At 73.4% G+C, this 15,115-nt stretch carries 13 protein-coding genes; 9 read left to right on the top strand and 4 right to left on the bottom strand.

Translation table 11 applies throughout. The features are described from left to right. Positions 1-191: 191 nt before the first annotated feature. From ACFXI4_RS08725 to ACFXI4_RS08710, 4 genes are all read left to right on the top strand, one after another. Positions 192-899 carry a type 1 glutamine amidotransferase domain-containing protein gene (locus tag ACFXI4_RS08725; protein ID WP_384988998.1) on the top strand — a complete coding sequence of 236 codons (708 nt, stop codon included), beginning with the start codon at positions 192-194 and terminating at the stop codon, positions 897-899. Between the two features lie 7 nt (positions 900-906). Beyond that, entirely contained in the window at positions 907-2,289 is a 1,383-nt protein-coding gene (locus ACFXI4_RS08720) for an NADP-dependent succinic semialdehyde dehydrogenase (protein WP_384988997.1), read from the top strand. Positions 2,290-2,385: 96 nt separating this feature from the next. Further along, positions 2,386-2,772, top strand: coding sequence for a hypothetical protein (locus ACFXI4_RS08715; protein WP_384988996.1), 387 nt, complete (start codon positions 2,386-2,388; stop codon positions 2,770-2,772). Between the two features lie 36 nt (positions 2,773-2,808). Then, complete coding sequence (locus tag ACFXI4_RS08710; protein ID WP_384988995.1) at positions 2,809-3,165, top strand: hypothetical protein; 357 nt, start codon at positions 2,809-2,811, stop codon at positions 3,163-3,165. On the opposite strand, the gene ACFXI4_RS08705 is transcribed toward ACFXI4_RS08710, so the two are convergent. Then, positions 3,108-3,617, bottom strand: coding sequence for a DinB family protein (locus ACFXI4_RS08705; protein ID WP_384988994.1), 510 nt, complete (start codon positions 3,615-3,617; stop codon positions 3,108-3,110). The genes ACFXI4_RS08710 and ACFXI4_RS08705 overlap by 58 nt on opposite strands. Positions 3,618-3,882: 265 nt before the next feature. On the opposite strand from ACFXI4_RS08705, the gene ACFXI4_RS08700 reads away from it, so the two are divergent. The 4 genes from ACFXI4_RS08700 to ACFXI4_RS08685 all read left to right on the top strand — a co-directional run bounded on the left by ACFXI4_RS08700 (position 3,883) and on the right by ACFXI4_RS08685 (position 9,475). Continuing rightward, positions 3,883-5,535, top strand: coding sequence for a DUF4157 domain-containing protein (locus tag ACFXI4_RS08700; protein WP_384988993.1), 1,653 nt, complete (start codon positions 3,883-3,885; stop codon positions 5,533-5,535). Positions 5,536-5,666: 131 nt separating this feature from the next. Continuing rightward, positions 5,667-6,647: an alkyl sulfatase C-terminal domain-containing protein gene (locus ACFXI4_RS08695; protein ID WP_384988992.1), complete on the top strand. Its 981-nt coding sequence runs from the start codon at positions 5,667-5,669 to the stop codon at positions 6,645-6,647. Positions 6,648-7,056: 409 nt separating this feature from the next. Continuing rightward, positions 7,057-8,394 (top strand): phosphatase PAP2 family protein, encoded by a 1,338-nt coding sequence (locus ACFXI4_RS08690; RefSeq protein ID WP_384988991.1) that lies wholly within the window; start codon positions 7,057-7,059, stop codon positions 8,392-8,394. A 58-nt stretch (positions 8,395-8,452) separates the two neighbouring features. After that, complete coding sequence (locus ACFXI4_RS08685; RefSeq protein WP_384988990.1) at positions 8,453-9,475, top strand: aromatic acid exporter family protein; 1,023 nt, start codon at positions 8,453-8,455, stop codon at positions 9,473-9,475. 7 nt (positions 9,476-9,482) lie between these two features. Here the strand turns inward: ACFXI4_RS08685 and ACFXI4_RS08680 are convergent, their stop codons facing one another. Then, positions 9,483-11,645 carry a PQQ-binding-like beta-propeller repeat protein gene (locus ACFXI4_RS08680; RefSeq protein ID WP_384988989.1) on the bottom strand — a complete coding sequence of 721 codons (2,163 nt, stop codon included), beginning with the start codon at positions 11,643-11,645 and terminating at the stop codon, positions 9,483-9,485. Positions 11,646-11,904: 259 nt separating this feature from the next. Between ACFXI4_RS08680 and ACFXI4_RS08675 the strand changes: the two genes are divergently transcribed. Further along, entirely contained in the window at positions 11,905-12,456 is a 552-nt protein-coding gene (locus tag ACFXI4_RS08675) for a DUF4232 domain-containing protein (RefSeq protein ID WP_384988988.1), read from the top strand. A 373-nt stretch (positions 12,457-12,829) separates the two neighbouring features. Here the strand turns inward: ACFXI4_RS08675 and ACFXI4_RS08670 are convergent, their stop codons facing one another. Together ACFXI4_RS08670 and ACFXI4_RS08665 are read right to left on the bottom strand one after the other, a co-directional pair. After that, the gene (locus tag ACFXI4_RS08670) at positions 12,830-14,392 is read right to left on the bottom strand and encodes a carboxylesterase/lipase family protein (RefSeq protein WP_384988987.1); all 1,563 of its coding nucleotides are present in this window, start codon (positions 14,390-14,392) and stop codon (positions 12,830-12,832) included. Positions 14,393-14,444: 52 nt separating this feature from the next. After that, a complete protein-coding gene (locus ACFXI4_RS08665; RefSeq protein WP_384988986.1) occupies positions 14,445-15,089 on the bottom strand; it encodes a GPP34 family phosphoprotein in 645 nt (214 codons plus the stop codon). Between the last annotated feature and the right edge of the window lie 26 nt (positions 15,090-15,115).

Genomic DNA, 15,115 nt, shown 5'->3' with positions numbered 1-15,115 from the left:
TCATTTCGGGAGCCAGATCAGCGTAGTCCCGTATGGACGGCGGTCAAACCGGAACCATTACTCATAGGCACACCGCAATTACATGGAACGCCGCGCGGATTACGCCTTCGGCCACGAGTTGCTGCCGCCCGGAGGCCCGCTCAGACTTGTTTCATATGGTCAATTCATCCGCGGCGTCCCCGGAGTTTCCCATGGCCAAGATCCTGTGCGTGCTGACCGGCGCGAGTTACTGGACCCTGAAGGACGGACACCGGCATCCCACCGGTTACTGGGCCGAGGAGTTCGTGGCCCCCTACAGCGTGTTCACCGCTGCCGGACACGACGTCACCGTGGCAACACCGCACGGTGTCGTCCCCGTTGTGGACACGATGAGCCTGGAACCCCGGATGGCGGGCGGCGAGGAGAACTCCCTCGAGGAGGAGGCCCTCATCGAGTCGGCGGACGAGCTGCGGCACCCGATATCCCTGCGGGACGTGCGGCTCGAGGACTACGACGCGGTCTACTACCCGGGCGGACACGGCCCGATGGAAGACCTCGCGGTCGATCCCGAATCCGGGGAACTGCTGCGCAGGGCACTCGCCTCCGGCATTCCGCTCGGCATCGTCTGCCACGCCCCCGCCGCTCTCCTCGCGACCCGGGACGCGAACGGCGACACGCCCTTCGCGAACTTCCGTCTGACGGGATTCTGCAACGAGGAGGAAGCCGGCGTCGGCTTGGCCGACAAGGCCAAGTGGCTGCTGGAGGACGAACTGAAGAAGCTGCCCACCGACTATTCACGAGGCCCGGCCTGGGAGCCGTACACGGTCGCCGACCGCAACCTCTACACCGGGCAGAACCCCGCCTCCTCGGGCCCCCTCGCCCAGGAACTCGTCGAGGTTCTGGCCACGACGGACGGGTGAATGACCCATGGCCATCGCAACGACGAGTCCGGTGACAGGTGAGGTCCTCAGGACGTTCGGCGAACTGAGCCCCGAGGAGCTGGAGGACAAGCTCGCCCGGGCGGCGGCCGCGGCCGCCTCGTACCGGCTGACGAGCGCCGAGGAGCGGGCGGGATGGCTTCAGCACGCGGCCGAACGCCTGGAGAAGGAGGTCGAGAGCGTCAGCCGGATGATCACCGAGGAGATGGGCAAGACCTTCCGCGCGGCGGAGCAGGAAGTGGCCAAGTGCGTGCACGGGCTGCACTTCTACGCCGCCGAGGGCCCCGGGTTCCTGCGGGACCTGGACGGTGACGCCGAGCGCGTGCAGGCGAAGCGGACGTTCGTGACGTACCAGCCGATCGGTGTGGTGCTCGCGGTGATGCCGTGGAACCTGCCGCTGTGGCAGGCGATGCGGTTCGCCGCGCCCGCGCTGATGGCGGGGAACGTGGGGCTGCTCAAACACGCCTCGAACGTGCCGCAGTGCGCCCTCTACCTGGAGGAGCTCTTCCGTGACGCGGGCTTCCCCGACGACGTGTTCCAGACCCTGCTGATCTCCTCGGGGCGGGTGGAGCAGGTGCTGCGCGACCCTCGGGTGGCCGCCGCGACGCTGACCGGCAGTGAGCCGGCCGGACGGTCGGTGGCCGCCATCGCCGGCGACGAGATCAAGAAGGTGGTCCTCGAACTCGGCGGCTCCGACCCGTTCATCGTCATGCCCTCCACCGACCTGGACCGGGCCACCGACGTCGCGGTGAAGGCACGCTGCCTCAACAACGGGCAGTCCTGCATCAACGGCAAGCGGTTCTTCGTCCACCAGGACATCGGTGAGCGGTTCATCGAGATGTTCGTGGCGAAGATGGGCGCGCTGACGGTGGGCGACCCGATGGACGAGGACACCGACGTCGGCCCGCTGGCCACCGAGTCCGGCCGGCAGGACGTGGCGGCCTACGTCGACGACGCCGTGAGCAAGGGGGCGACGGTACTGCTGGGCGGCCGGATCCCGGACGGTCCCGGCTGGTTCTACCCGCCGACCGTGCTGACCGACGTCACGCCCGGGATGCGGATGTACCACGAGGAGGTCTTCGGACCGGTGGCCCAGGTGTGGACGGTGTCCTCCCTGGAGGAGGCGCTGCGGGAGGCCAACGGACATCCCTACGGCCTCGGTTCGAACCTGTGGAGCGAGGACGAGGCCGAACGCGACCTGTTCGTCCGCGACGTGCAGTCGGGCATGGCCTTCATCAACGGCAACACGACCAGCTACCCGGAGATCCCCTTCGGCGGAGCCAAGCGCAGCGGCTACGGCCGTGAGCTGTCCGACCTCGGCATGCGGGAGTTCATGAACGCCAAGACCGTCTGGATCGGCCAGGACACCTGACCCGGAGGAAGCGGCCACGACCCGTGCCGGCGTCGCCGCCGCGCGTGCGGGTACGGCGGACCTGGCGGAGATCGTCGCGCGGACGGACGACGAGCGGTGGGAGCTGCCCTCGGCGTGCGCCGGCTGGCGGGTCATCGACGTGCCGGCCACCTCGCGGCCCTCGTCTCCGACGCGGTGGCTCCGCCGCCGCCCGGCCCCTCGCTGCCGCGCGACCGCGAGCGGTACCACGACCTGCGCGTCGACGATCGCCGCGCCCACAGCCACACGGAGGTCCTCGACGAGTGGCGGCGCGGCACCCCCCGTCGGCTGGACCTGCTGGCGGCGGCCCGGGAACCGCCCGGCGCCGGCGAGCCGGTCGAGGTGACCGGACTCGGGACGTGTCCGCGCCACCTGCCGGCGAACACCATGGCGTTCAACGTCTTCTGCCGTCTGCGCAACGACCTGCTCGCCCCGGACGGCCCGCTCCCCTTCGCGCTGCCGTAGCCGGCCGGCGAACCGGTCGCCCCGGCGGTCGACTCCATGCTCGCCGGGCTCCCCCGGATGCACGGCCCCGGCCTCACGGCGACCGTCGGCAGGCCCCTCGTCCTCGACCTGACCGGTCCCGGCGCCACCACGGTCACCGTCTGCCCCGCGACCGGGCCGGACGACCGGCTGACCGTGGTGCCCGGCGCCGACGCGACGACCCGGATCCACAGCACCGCGGTCGGCTTCGCCGCCTGGGCCACCACCCGCAGACCCTGGCGCGACCGCTGCCGCACGGGGGACGCGGCCGCGGCGACGCCGTTCCTGGACTTCCTCGACATCATCCAGCCGGGCGGTCAGGCTCCCACGGTCCCGTCGACGCCCTCCCGCAGGAAGTCGGCGTGCCCGTTGTGACGGCCGTACTCCAGCAGGACGTGGATCATCACCATCCGCAGCGACACCTCCTCCTCCCACCTCGGCTGATATCCGGCCTGGTCCAGGGAGCCGGCCGCGCGCTCGATGCGGCGCGAGGCCGCCACCTCCGCCTCCCAGGCCGTGAACGCCTCGTGGCGGGTCGAGCCGCTCGCGTCGTACGCCGCCTGGAAGTCGATCTCGTCGGACCAGACCATGGGCGCGTCGTGATCCTCGAACACCCGCCGGAACCAGGCCCGTTCCACCTCCGCCAGGTGCCGCACCAGGCCGAGCAGCGAGAGCGTGGACGGCGGCACCGACTGCCGCCGCAGCTCCTCGTCGGTGAGCCCTTCGCACTTCATGGCGAGGGTGGCCCGGTGGTAGTCGAGAAAGGCCCGCAGCATGTCGCGTTCGCTTGCGAAGGCGGGCGGTCCTGTGCGCTTGTCGCTTGTCACCGACGACTCCTCATCCGTTCCCTGGTCCGGATGACCATGATCCTCACCGGGTCCGGTACTGGGCGAGGGCGCCCTCCCGGTACGGGGCGGGACTGACGCTCAGGTCGCCTGCGAAGGGACGGTCCAGGACGAAGACCAGGAGCAGGCTGACACACCGGGTGAGACCCCGGCGGCTGCCCCCGGGACTGCCCTCGGGGACCTGTCGGCGGGGGCGGGGTTCCGGTGAGGATGGGACGGCAAGTCGTACGGGGGCGAAGGGAACTTCATGCACGCGCGGGCAGAACGGGACCGGTCGTCGGACGAACGGGACACCGCCCAGCGCGTGACCCGGCCCGGTGCGCTGGTCCAGCGGATGCTGGACCTCCAGCAGACGGCGGGCAACACCGCGGTGGCCCGCATGGTCGAGCAGGAGCGGCAGCAGGAGCAGCACCGGCACGGCCCCGGATGCGCGCACCCGGACACGGCCGTCCAGCGCAGCGGGGACGACCAGGAGAGCGCCGGGCATCGCAGCCTCATCGCCGCCGCGATGGCGACGCCGGGCAGCCCGCTCCCGGGCCCCTTCCTCGCCAGGGCGAAGTCGTTCTACGGCAACGACGCCCTCTCCGCGGGCCGCGTCCACGACAACGCGACCGCCCAGCGCGCGACCGCGGCGCTGGGCGCGCAGGCGATGACGATCGGGAGCCACATCTTCCTCGGCTCGTCGGCCGTCGGCGACACCGAGATCCTCGCCCACGAGACCAGTCACCTCGACAAGAACCTCCGGGGCATCCGCGAGACGGGCAACGACAACGGCGCCGGTGTCACGGTGACCGACCCGGGGCAGGGCTCGGAGCGCGCGGCCGCCGCCGACGGCGCCGCCTTCGCGGCGGGCGCGGCCACCGCGCCGTCGGCCGTCACGCAGCGCGCGGTCGCCCCGGCGGCGGACGCCGTCCCCCAGGACGGCCCGGCGGTCCAGCGGGCGGTGTGGGAGTTCGACCAGGCCGCCAGCTTCAGCGACCCCCGCTCCGGCCAGGAGACCCGCTGGCGCAACAGGGCCGACCGGGACGACGTCCGCACCGCCGCCCAGCTGGGCATCGCCAACCCCGGGACACCGCGGCACGGGGACGTCTACGACGACGCGACGCAGCAGGTGCACAGCAGCGCTAACGCGAGGTTCTCCAGGAAGGGCACCATCCCGGACCGGGAGTACCCGCAGCGTGAGACCCGGACCCGCCGGGCCCTGGTCGAGGCCAAGCAGGCCATCGCGACGGCTCTCGGCCTGCTGACGTCGGCGGGGGACACGCCGGGCGGCCGGCTGCTGACGGCGCTCCAGTCGGGCTTCCCCGCGTTCCGGGCCGCGACGCCGGAGCAGGTCGCCGCCTTCCTGCCGCGGATCGTCGAGGTCCTACGGCGCATCCAGGCCGGGCTGAACGCGCAGGGCGCGGAGATCGCCCTGGTGGGCGAGGGCAGCGTGCCCCGCGGAGTCGCGGGGTGGGTCGGCTCCTCCTGGCACGACGTGTACAGCCGCGTGACCAACCCGGACCAGCACAGGAGCGAGGAGCTCCCGACACTGGACACCGGCCGCAGCGGCCCGATCAACCTGACGAACGAGGGCCAGAACGCCTGGTACGTCGTCCACGAGGCGACGCACCGGTTCGCCGGCACGCTGGACTACCAGTACAGCCCGCGCGACTCGGAGTTGCAGGAGGAGAGCTTCAACGCCGACATGGCCGCCGTCGCGCCCGAGGCGGCGGCGGCGAGCGACGCGACCACGCTCGCCAAGCGCGCCCTGCGGGACCCCTCCACGTACAGCGGCGGGAACAACGACTCCAACCGGCAGCCCAACTGGTACGCCATGGGCCGGCGCGCCCTGATGAACGCCGACTCCTACGCCCAGTTCGTCCTGACCGCGGCGGGGGCCAGGGCCCCGCGGTTCTGACCCGCGACCGCCTCTCACCCGTACGGTGCCGGTCCGCTCGTGCGGGTGGGCGGGGCGGGGCGGGTGAGGGTGGCCGCGTCCGCGCAGGGGCGCCGGCCCGTATCCCGCCGCCCCCGGAGGAGACGCCGCCGATGCCCGAGGTCGCCGAGGCCAAGCCCGCCGAACCGGCCGTCCAGCGGGCCAACGCCGCCGTCGTGGACCGCTTCCCGTTCGACGACACCCGGGACCTGCGGGACGCGCGGCGCGGTTTCCCGGGGACCGCCGCGGAGAACGTCGTCAAGGACGCCGAGGGCCGTACGGTCTGGGACCTCGACGCCTACGGGTTCCTGGACGGGGAGTGCCCGGCCACGGCCAACCCGAGCCCGTGGCGGCAGAGCCGGCTCTGCTCGGACCACGGGCTGTTCGAGGTCACCGAGGGCATCTACCAGGTCCGGCGCTTCGACCTGTCCAACATGACGATCGTCGAGGGCGAGCGGGGGATCCTCGTCATCGACACACTGCTGTGCGCCGAGACCGCGGCCGCCGCCCTCGCCCTGTACCGCGCCCACCGCGGCGACCGCCCGGTGACCGTCGGGCACGTCGTGTTCGCCGACCCGGACCACGCGGAGGCCCGCGGGCTCCAGGCCGACGCCCTCGAACAGCTCGGCCACGGCAGCGAGAACGGGACCTGGCGCAACTTCTACCTGATGGGCGCCCACGAACTGCGCAACGGCTCCGTCGGCACGCCCACCGTCAGCGCCTCGCCCGACGTGCTGGCGGCACTCTCCCTGGAGCAGCTCTTCGACGCGCTCGCCATCCGGGTGGACGGCCCGGGCAGCCGGGACGTGGATGTCGCCGTGCGCTGGAACATCGCCGAGGGCGAGACCGTGACCATGCGGCTGCGCAACGGCGTCCTCACCCACGTCACCGGCACCGGACCGGCCGCGGCCGGTCCGGACGTCGAGATCACCCTCACCGAGGCCGACCTGCGCGCCCTCCTGCTCGGCACGGTCGCCCCGGCCGGCCTGGCGGCCCGCGACACCGTCGGGATCACCGGGGACACGGGCCGGATCGCCGAACTCGTCGGCCGCCTGGGCACACCCGACCCGGACTTCGTCATCGTCACGCCCTGAGCCGGCGGCCCGGCGGCGGACCGGCGCGCTGAGGGTACCCCGCCCGCCCGGTCCGCCCCCGCCCGGTCCGCCCCCCGTCCGGGACGCCGCGCGACGCCCAGGCCCGCCGGCCACACCCCGCCGGCGGGTCGATCCGCGTGTCCGGACACCGCTGCGGCGCGGTCAGAGATCTCGCGAAGGGGCACGGGGCCTCTGGCCCCGGACAGACCCGAGGGTGAACAATCCGGAGGTCTTTCCTGAACGAGACCGGAACCCGGCGGGTGCTCCCTCCGTCTTCCCCGATCGGGCAGGTGTCGTCGTCTAGCGAATCGGCCGGAAATTGAGATCCATACCACCGCGGGTTCCTTCGCGAACGAGCAACGGAACGCCGCTCTCCCTCTGGCGTCGTCCCGGGGCGAGACCCTGGGCCGTGGCGGGTGTCGCGGTCCTCGGGTTCCTCCTGGCCATGGAGATCGCGGCACGACGTTACGGCCTGCCGGGGCCGCTGACCAACCAGGCGCGGGAGGTGGTCTTCGCCCCCAAGTCGGGCTTCCTGCTGTACGCCGGCATGGCGCTGATGATGACGGTGCTCACCTGGCGGCAACGCGCCGTCGCCGTCGCGGCCGCGGTCGGCATCGACGTCGTCATCGCGGCCGGCCGCTGGGCGCTCGGCATCCAGGTGAGCGACGGGCATCCCTTCGGCAACGGCGCGCTGTGGGTGATCCTGGGCACCGCCGTCGTCGCGGTCACCCGCCGCACCGGCGGCGAACGGGTCCTGCTGCTCAAGGGCGTCGGGCTGGGCCTGCTCCTGGTGACCGGCCGCAAGACCGGCGACACCTGGCTGCTCCTCACCTCGAAGACCCGCCCGACGGTACTCGACCAGTACGTGGCCACGGCCGATCACGCGCTGGGCGACCCGTCGTGGCTGGTGGGCCGTATCGTCACGGCCGCCGGTCCGGTGGGCTTCAACCTGCTCGACATCGTCTACGGCCAGCTCGCCGTGGCCGCGGTCGTCGTCGCCCTGTACCAACTGCGCCATGTGGCGGCCGAACGCCGCTTCCCCCGCCACCACCTGGTGCGCACCTTCCTGGTGATCGGTCTCCTCGGGCCGGCGATCTACATGATCTTCCCGGTGGTCGGGCCGGTCTTCGCCTACGGCACCGGTGTCGAGCACTGGGCCTCGGTCAGCCTGTGGCCGGAGGCACCGGTCGGCGGCCACGGCCACGACGTCGGCCACTGGGAGGTGGCGGACCTGTGGCCCCGCACCATGCCGCCGGTCGATCCCCCGCACCCCATGCCGTTCGACGCCTTCACCCCGCGCAACTGCATGCCCAGCCTGCACACGGCGTGGGCCGTCGCGATCTTCATCCACTCCCGGAGCGGCCCGCGCGTGCTGCGCTTCGCCGGCGCGTTCTGGCTGGTCGCCACCCTCACCGCGACGCTCGGATTCGGCTACCACTACGGCGTCGACCTCATCGCCGGCGTGGTGTTCACGCTGACCGTCGAGGCGACGCTGCGCTCGTTCGACCGTGGCTGGGACCGGCGGGGACTCCGGTTCGCGGCCTACGGCGCGACGGTCTTCACCGCGCTCCTGGTGTCGTACCGCTGGCTGCCGTCGGAGATGGCCAGGTACCCGTGGGTGTCCGCACCGCTGCTCCTGCTGGCGTTGGCCTCGGCCGTCTACGGCTACGTACGGACACAGCAGCAGACCGTGCAGGACCCTCCCCTGAGATCCCGTCAGCCCCTTCAGCCCGAAGCGAGACGGTAGCCCGGGGGGCGTCGGCACCGCAGGGCGCCGGGGCCCGGTGTGTGCCTATGGTGAGCGGGTGACTGGCGTTTCGCCGTGGACGCGGGTGCGCTCCAGGCTCTCGGCGCAGGGGCCGACGGCGGCCCGGATCCTGGTGATCGCGGTGATCTGCTGGCAGGCCGCGCTGTGGGCCGGTGCCGATCAGCCGCCGGTGTTCGCCGCCATCGTGCCGCTGCTGTGCCTGCGCGGCGATTCCGCCTCCTCCCTGACGGCACTGCTGCTGAGGATCCTCGGCGTGCTGGCCGGCGTGGCCCTGGGCGTCACCGTGGTCCACTTCTTCCGGCCGACCACGGCCGTCCTCGCCGTCGTGATCGGCCTCGCCCTGCTGTGCGGGACGGTCATCAGTTCCGGCACGACACTGAACGTGCAGGTAGCGGTGACCTCGCTGCTGGTCTTCGCCAACCCCTCGCCGGAGTCCTACGGCTTCGCCCGGTTGTGGGAGAACGCGCTGGGCGGCGCGATCACCGCGGTCCTGGGCCCGCTGCTCTGGCCGCGCGACCCCCGCCGGGAGGCGGCGGCGCTGGCGCGCCGGTGCGCGGCCGATCTGACGGCGGGCCTGGTCCGCGGCACCCGTGCGATCGGCTCACCGGAGGCCGCCTACGCGAACCGGACGTACACCCTGGCGGAGGCGGCCAGGCTGCGGAGCTACGGGCAGCAGGCCCGCGACGCGGAGAAGGCCATGCGGTTCAATCCGCTGCGCCGGCGGCACCGGAGCGAGGTGGCCGAACTCGGCGACCGGATCGACCGCGCCGCCCTGGCCGCCCCCCATCTCCTCGCCCTGGCCACCGAGGTCGACTTCTTCACCGCGCGCGACGGTCCCACCGCGGCTCTCACCCGGGCCCGCACCGGTCTCCTCCCGGTCGCCGAGGCCACCGCGCGAGCCCTGAAAGCCCTCCTCGAGGGACGGGACCCGTCCGCGGACACCTCCGTCGCCCGCGCCGCCGTCGCCCGTTACGCCGAGGAGGACACGGCACCGGTGGCCGTACTGCTCCGCAGACCGTTCACCAAGATCCTCGACCTCTGCGAACCTCCCCGCAGCTGAGGACGGGTCAGCTGGGGCTGTCCGGGCTCCGGGAGAAGGCCGTGTCCCCGGCCGTCGCCACGATCGCGTCCTTTACGAGCAGCACGGACGGCGGGTGGTCCTGCGCCTTGTCCCCGGGGTCCGCCAGCGCGGAGGTGCGCCACAGCGCCGCCCCGGTGCGGCTGTCCAGCGCCAGCAGACGGCCGAAGCGGTTGGCGAAGTAGACCCGTCCGTACGTCCGCGACACCGCGGGCGCGGAGAGGCTCTCCACGTCCGTGACCTTCTGCCACAGCTGTCGGCCGCTGTCCGCCGACACCGCGGTGACCAGCCCGTCGGACCGGACGAAGTAGACGACGCCGTCCACCAGGGTGGCCGCGCCGGCCAGCGGACGCGCCAGCGGTGTCCGACTGACCCGCCCGGTGTCCGGGGCCACCCGCAGCAACGCGTTGTACGGCCGTTCGTACCCGGCCTCGTAGACGTCCTTCGCGGTCTGGGGGGCGAGGAACAGCGGCTGTCCGTCGACGGCGCCGAGCGCTTCGGACTTCTCGGGCAGGGTGGCCCTCTCGGTCAGGCTGCCGGGGCCGAGCTTCATCAGCCCGACCGGGGCCTGGCCGGCCTCGGTGCCCTCCGAGCACAGGGCGTAGGGGGCGCCGCCCAGCACCGACGGCGTGCAGTACTCGTCCAGCGAGCGCGCCCGCCACAGCTCCTTGCCGGACGGCCCGTAGGCGACGAACGACGAGTAGTCGGGAGCCAGGGTGAGCAACCCGCCGTCGTAGAGGACCGCCTGCTCGGACTTGCTGATGTCGCGCTGCCACCGCCGGTGCCCGGTGGCGGCGTCGAGGGCCACCACGCGCCTGGTCCGGTCGTCCGGATCCTCGTACACGTAGACCAGCCCGTCGCGGACGCCGATCGGCCGCGCCCCCTGAGGGCGGGTGCCGGTCCGCCACCCGGTACGGCCGGTGGCCGCGTCGATCCTGACGGCCGTGAACCCCGTACCGCCGCAGAACAGGGCGCTCCCCTCCGCCACGCAGCCGGGGTCGTCGTAGTCGAGAGGGACGCCCCGCACGTCGTACCGCAGCTTCGTGCGCCACGGCCGCCAGCCGTCGGGCAGGGACGCGGCACGGGCGCCGGCGGTCCCGGAGCCGGCGGGAGCGTCCGGAGCGGAGACGAGGACACCCACCCCGACACAGAGTCCCGTGAGGGCAAGCACCGCGGCGAGAGCGGTGAGCAGCATCCGGCCCCGTCGGCTCCGCCCGGGGCCGGTACCGGCCCCGGGCGGAGGCGACGCGCTCGCCGAGGGGGTCGCCGGGGCCCCGGAAGCGGTGCGGTGTCCGGGGTGCACGGACCGCCCGGTGCCGGTCGCCGCCGCCCCGGCGGTGCCGGACTCCGGCAGCGCCCGGAGCATGCGGTGGATGTCCGTCAGGTCCGGCCGGGCGGCCGGGTCCTTGTCCAGGCAGCCCCGGACGACGTCCAGGAACGCTTCGGGCACCCCGCCCAGGTCCGGGGTGCCGTGCACCACCTGATAGCCGGTTATGTACGGGCTGTCGGCGTCGAACGGTCCCGTACCGACGGCCGCGAACACCAGCAGCGACCCGAGCGAGAACACGTCCGAGGCCGGCGTGACGTCCCGGGGAGCGGCCAGTTGTTCCGGCGACATGAAGGGCGGAGTGCCGATCATCCGCCCGGTCGTGGTGAGACTCTGGTTGTCTGCGGCCCGCGATATTCCGAAGTCGATGACGCGCGGCCCGTCCTCGGTCATCAGGACGTTGCGCGGTTTGAGGTCCCGGTGCACCAGGCCCGCCCGATGGATGTCGCGCAGCGCCTCGGTGAGCCCCAGCCCCAGCGCGCGCAGTTCCCCCGGGCCCAGCGGCCCTTCCTTCTCGACGACTTCGGCGAGGTTGGCCCCCGGCACGTAGAGCGTCGCCATCCACGGCCGTTCGGCGTCCGGGTCTGCGTCCACGACCGGAGCCGTGAAGGCGCCGCTCACTCTGCGCGCCGCCGCGATCTCCTGCCGGAATCGGGTCCGGAACTCCTCCTCCTCGGCATACGACCCGCGCACCAGCTTGACCGCGACCTGCCGTCCCGAGGCGGAGACCCCCAGATAGACGACTCCCATGCCGCCCGCCCCGAGCCGGCCGAGAAGGGTGTACCCGCCTATGGACTCCGGGTCCCCGGTACTCAGGGGCGTCATCGCCGATCGTCCTTCCCAGCTCCCGTCTGCCTCACGGGGATCAGAGTAGGGCCTGCCGCTCGGGAGACAGAGCCGTTCGCCACCGTGCCGCGTCCCGTCCGGCGTTCCAGGAAGCTCGCGTTTGCGCAGTTCAGGGGCGGTGTGAGCGTTCCAGCTTCCCTGACCTGCGGTGAGTCGTGGCGGATGGGACGACATCCGGCACAGGCTGTGGCCGTCCGAGCACGTCAACTCCCGGATATCCACGGAAAGAAGCCCACTCATGCGTATCGCCACCCGTATCGCCTCCCGCGCCGCCGCCTCCTCCCTGGTCGTGGCCGCCGCCCTCGCGCTCGTCGGCTTCCAGGCCACCGAGCAGACCGCCTCGGCCGCCACCGCCGAGAAGGCCGCCCCGGTCGTCACCTGCACCACGGCGAACACCAAGCTGACCGTCACCGAGGTGTCCCGCCCGATAAACCACCTGCTGCTCAAGGCCACCAACACCGGCACCAAGCCCTGCTACGCCTACATCGCCCCCTTCCTGCGGGCCGGCGCCGACGCCCAGGCACCGCTCGCCTGGGCCGAGGAGACCACTCCGCAGGCCGTGGTGACGCTCGAGCCCGGCAAGTCCGCGTACGCGGGCATCACGACGTCCTCCCCCGAGGGCGAGGGCGGCGCCAAGGAGAAGACCCTGGGCGTGTTCTTCACGGACCGCAACGGCGGGGCGGCCGGCAAGGAGAAGACCCTGACGCTGCCGGGCGGCGGTGTCTTCTTCAACAGCGCGGCCACCGTGACCTACTGGCAGGACAACGCCGAGGACGCCCTTGCCTGGTGAACCATCGGGTGAGCCGTAGGGGGGCGCCGGTGCGCGCCGGCGCACTCCGGGTGGACGCGTGTGCAGCGTCCTGCCGCACGCGCCGCCGCGCCGGGTCTCAAGTCCGCGCCGCGGGCGGCCGATGGATCCCGCACACCGCGCCCACCTCCACCCGCCCACCTCCACGCGGCCGCGCGGATCGGCGTCCCGCCCGGCGACTGCCTGGACGTCGAGGACTCCCCGCACGGCATCGGCCCGTGGCGGCCGCCGCGGGCCTGCGGGGCTCACCGTCCCCCGCGCCGGGCCGGTCCGCGGACGGCGGCCTGAACGGCGTAGTCCAGCATCGTCGCCACAGCCCGGAGGCCGGTGACGGTGTCCTGTCCGGTGCCGGCGGTCACGGCAGCGCCCAGAACGCGCAGTGGTGGCGGGTCGCGGTGGGTGCCGGACCGGTGTGGGCGGGGGCCAGGGACTGTACCGCGCCGGGCTGCCAGGACGGCGGGGCCGCGGCCGGCGGGGAGACGTCGTTCGGGTCGCCCGTGCGCGCGAAGCCGGACCAGTAGTCGATCATCAGGTCGGCCAGGCGGTGCTGGGCCGGGGTCATGGTCCGGGGACGGCCGCCCAGGTCGAACAGGTAAGGGAGTTCGCTCGCGTGCGGTGCGCCGAGCGGGAACGGCGGTGTGCCCGGGGTGAGCGGGGGAGCGTGCTCGTCCGCGAACTCGTACCGCCACGCCGGGACGTGGCCGGCGAGCAGGGTGGCGGTGCGCAGGGTGGGGCAGGCGAAGTTGCTGTCGCCGATGACCGCTCCGAACACCGGGCCGCCGTCGGATCCGGTGACCGGGTAGGTGCGGACGATCGCCGCCGTCCGCGCCGGATCGGGGAAGAAGGCGGCCACGGTGTCGGGCCAGGTCTCCGGGGTGACGGGGTTGCCGGCCTGGATGATTCCGGCGGCCCAGCCGTTGCCCTCGTCGTGGTTGCTGCCGATCAGCACCGGCACCCGGTTCAACCGTCCTCGCGCCAGGGCCGGACCGGGGTCGTCGGGCAGCAGCGGTGTTCCGTAGGCGGGTTGCTGGTCGGTGTCCTGCGCGGCGAGCAGCCGGGAGACGCTCACGTGCCGCAGGCAGGCCAGCGCGGAGCTGGCGGCCGCGCAGCCCACCTCGGCCGCCAGCCGTGCCCCGGCCGCCCGCACCGTGGACAGGGGGGCCGCGGAGGGTGCGAAGGGGCGCTCCGGCCGGCCGGTGCAGGGCCCGCTCTGGATGATCGCGCGGTCGAACAGGCCCGCGGCCGAGGGCGAGGCGAGCTGGGCGCAGACGCTGAAGCCGCCGGCCGACTCACCTGCCAGGGTGACGTTGCGGTCGTCACCGCCGAACGCGCGGATGTTCCCTCGCACCCAGCGCAACGCGGCCTGCTGGTCGGCGAGTCCGAAGGTGCCGGAGCCGGGCAGTCCGCTGTGGCCGAGGAAACCCAGGGCGCCCAGGCGGTAGTTGACGGTGACCACCACGGCGTCGCCGCGCACCGCCAGCCGGTGGGCGTCGTAGGAACTGCCCGCCCCGGTGGTGAACCCTCCGCCGTGCAGCCACACGATCACGGGTTTCGGCGTCCGGGGCGAGGTGCCCGCGGGCGCGGTCACGTTCAGGTGGAGGCAGTCCTCGTCCGTGCTGCCGCCGGGTACCTCGCCGGCCTGCTGCGGGCAGGCACTGCCGGGCCGGGTCGCGTCCCGTACACCCGTCCACGGGGACGCCGGCCGGGGCGGGGCCCAGCGCAGGTCGCCGACGGGGGCGGCCGCGTAGGGGATGCCCTGGAAGGTGCGGTAGCCGTCCTCGGCGCTGCCGCGCAGGGCGCCGTCGCGGGTCTGTACGACGGGCGCGGGTGGCGCCGCCGGCAGCGCGGCCCGTGCGGGCGCCGCGGTCCAGACCGCGGCCAGGCACGCCAGGGCCGCGGTCAGTGCTCGTACCGTCATTGGTTTTCCCATCGTTTCCCCCGTCACGGTGCGGTCCTTCCCTGGTCGTGGCTCAGCCGCCGCCCATGCCTCCCTGCGCGGCGATCACGGTGGTGCGGAGTCCGCGTACGGCCTTCTCCAGACCCGGCGCGAGCGAGCCGAGCCGGCCGGTGAGGGCGTCGACCCGGGCCCGGTGGACGCGGGCCTCCCGGCGCGGGGCGACGGACGGGACCCCGCCCGCCGCGCACAGCGCCACGAGGGCGGCGTCGGCGAGACCGGCCTCGGCGACCGGGCCGCCGCCGCGCAGGACGGCCGAGACCCGGCCGGTGAGCGCCTGGACGGCTGCCGGGTCCGCCACGGTCACCCGGCGGGTGGAGAACGGCCCCCTGCGCTCGTCGAGCGTGACCCGGCCGTCCGCGGCGAGCCGGTCCTCCACGGCCCGCAGCGTCGATCCGCGATGCCGCCGGACCAGGGCCCCCCAGCCGTGCGGGGCGTCGGCGGCCTCCCGCAGGACCGCGTCCAGCACCGGGTCCCCGGCCGGTCCGGCCGCGGCCACCCGGACGGCGCCGTCGTCGCCCTGTACGACGTGCCCGCGCAGGGCGAGCTCGACGAGTACGGCGGCCCGGATCAGGAACCCCGTCCGGCGGCGGTCGAAAGGGCCCCGGGCCGAGCCGTCGTGGGCGAGCAGATACATCCGGTAGGGCAGCGCGTCGGTCATACCACCGACGCTAGGCCCGTCCCGGC

The sequence above is a fragment of the Streptomyces sp. NPDC059224 genome (genome assembly GCF_042754285.1).
In the GTDB taxonomy this organism is placed as follows: domain Bacteria; phylum Actinomycetota; class Actinomycetes; order Streptomycetales; family Streptomycetaceae; genus Streptomyces.
Note: the sequence above shows the minus strand (reverse complement) of the source record. Positions and strands in the feature narration are given on the sequence as shown.